Annotated in this window: 2 protein-coding genes and 1 pseudogene; 2 read left to right on the forward strand and 1 reads right to left on the reverse strand. The window is 44.8% G+C overall.

Annotated features, from left to right (window positions below; genetic code table 11):
* The coding region (locus H9J30_RS21510) for a site-specific integrase (protein ID WP_240132838.1) at positions 1-615 on the forward strand (615 nt) is incomplete at its 5' end.
* Complete coding sequence (locus tag H9J30_RS21515; RefSeq protein WP_240132839.1) at positions 612-1,487, forward strand: HD domain-containing protein; 876 nt, start codon at positions 612-614, stop codon at positions 1,485-1,487. The genes H9J30_RS21510 and H9J30_RS21515, both read left to right, overlap by 4 nt.
* Positions 1,488-1,499: 12 nt before the next feature.
* Here the strand turns inward: H9J30_RS21515 and H9J30_RS21520 are convergent.
* Positions 1,500-2,243: pseudogene (locus H9J30_RS21520) on the reverse strand (site-specific integrase); the annotation flags it as partial.

Genomic DNA, 2,243 nt, shown 5'->3' on the forward strand with positions numbered 1-2,243 from the left:
CCTATGCCGCGAACGGATATTCAACCATTTTCGTTGGTAGAGGTATATCGGATTATCGAGAGTGTAAGGGATGATTTTCGCCCTTACTACACCGTTCGATTTTTTACAGGTATGCGCACAGGGGAAATCGATGGTCTGACGTGGGAAAATATTGATTTTACAAACAGATTGATCCACATCCGCCAATCATTAGTTCGTGGCAGCCTTGGCCTAACTAAAACGTCAAGTTCAGACCGTGCGATTGCAATGAATCAGCCTGTATATGAAGCACTTCAGGCCCAAAGTAAGCTAACCAAAATTCGGAGCAAATTCGTTTTTTGTAACCGCCGTGGAGACGCACTGAGCCATCAGAATGTGACCAAACGTGTTTGGTATCCACTGCTGGAAAGTCTGGCACTCGAAAAGCGAAATCCTTACCAGACCAGACACACTGCAGCAACCCTGTGGCTTGCAGCAGGAGAGAGTCCTGAATGGATTGCTCGGCAGTTAGGACATGCCAATACGGGGATGTTATTTAGAGTGTATTCTCGCTATGTACCTAATTTATTAGGGCAAGATGGCGCAGCGTTTGAACGGTTGATTGGTAATGGTCCAAAAGGGGAGTCGTCAAAATGAATATTAAATCCCGAACAAATAATGCTGATGACTTGGCCTGGGTACATCTGATAGAGCGGAGAAAACAGGTAGAGTTGTGGCAATTTAGCTGCTTAAGACAGTCTTATTCGCTAGAGCTATCCCCAAATATTATGGAAGGTGTAAACCCTGAGGGGCAGCTAGTGATGGTTCAGTGGAGCCCTAGCAATGATTTGCAGCGGGTAAAAATAACCTTGAATATCCATGAGGTTACCGATAAAGCTGCTGTGCATCATCATTTTAAACTTGTCCCCGCAGGTTGTGAGTCAATCATTATCGATATTTGGGGGATTTTGGGACTTATCCATGATGAGGCATTAAGACGCTTTTATTTAGCGGTATTACTCAACAATGAGCTGATGGGGCAGTTTTTTAACGCTAGAGCGAGCCGAAGTCATCATCATAATCATGCTTGTGGATTACTGGAACATAGCCATGAGGTGGCTGTTACGGCGGCAATGCTGTGCTGGCGATACAATGTTGGGCCTTTAAGTGTATGCGTCGCTTTTATTGGAGGCCTTTTACATGACATAGGTAAAATTCACCTTTTTTATAATGCAGATACTCGGGATGGCATTGCAGGTTCACACGAGTCATACAATTTTATGGTGTTGGCTGAGCCATTAGCGTTGTTGTATCGAAATTCCCCCAAGATTTTTGAGGCGTTGAGTAGTTGCTTATCGGTCAAGATCGGGCGCCGCTCTGAGGCATATATTCCGGCCTCTATGGTGAGACTATGCGACAATCTCTCCATGGAAGTATGCCATTGGCGCACCGCTTTTGCAGATGTGCCTCCACATCATTGGTACGCTCATTCTGCTATGAACGATCAATGGTATAAGCGGCTCGGATGACGCTTGGTGACATTAACTCTGTTCCCATTGCTTTATTTGCTCCGCTTTGAACAGGATAATCGCCAGCTGGTGGAATAAGGTTTTCAGTGCCGGGGAGGAATATTGGCTTATTGCTTCGTCGCCGCGTGTTTTTATGTGCCGTAAAAATAATGCTCCAGATCCTTCTGGATATTCATTTATTTTCTGTAACGTGTAGCAGGTTATCTGAAGGTTGCGGTGGCATTTCCACTGATTATAGGGTTTTCCATATTGATAATGCAGTCTAAGGTGCCAGCGCTTCCAAGTAAAAAGCTTGCTTACCACTGCCATAAATCGCTGAAACTCTGTTGTTTTGTTAAAGAAAATCGACGGGTTACTGCTGGTTGTATGCGTTAAGTAATACTGAATAGCCCATTGTAATTCGACGTTTCCTTTTTGACTCGACTTGAGTTCGCGACATACTTGTAGGGCTGAATAAATATCCTTTCGAACAGAAATATCAATGGGGTCTGCGGGTAGCAGCGCATTACAACGTCTGTTTGAAAATAATCGGCCAATACCTCGTGGTGTTTTTAACATCCGAAGTGCAGTTGCAGCATCTATCCAGCGTTTAACGCGTTCAGGAGTGAGGCGATACAGAAAGGCAACGTCTTGATAGTCATGACCTAGATCAATACTCCTGAGTACCGCCAAGGCCTGATTGTAGTGACTGCTTTTTACAACCTCATTTTTCTGGCGGATTGTACTTTGGCGAATGCCGCTCACCGGGCCCATAAA

This window comes from Shewanella cutis, from assembly GCF_022410515.1.
Classification (GTDB): Bacteria; Pseudomonadota; Gammaproteobacteria; order Enterobacterales; family Shewanellaceae; genus Shewanella; species Shewanella cutis.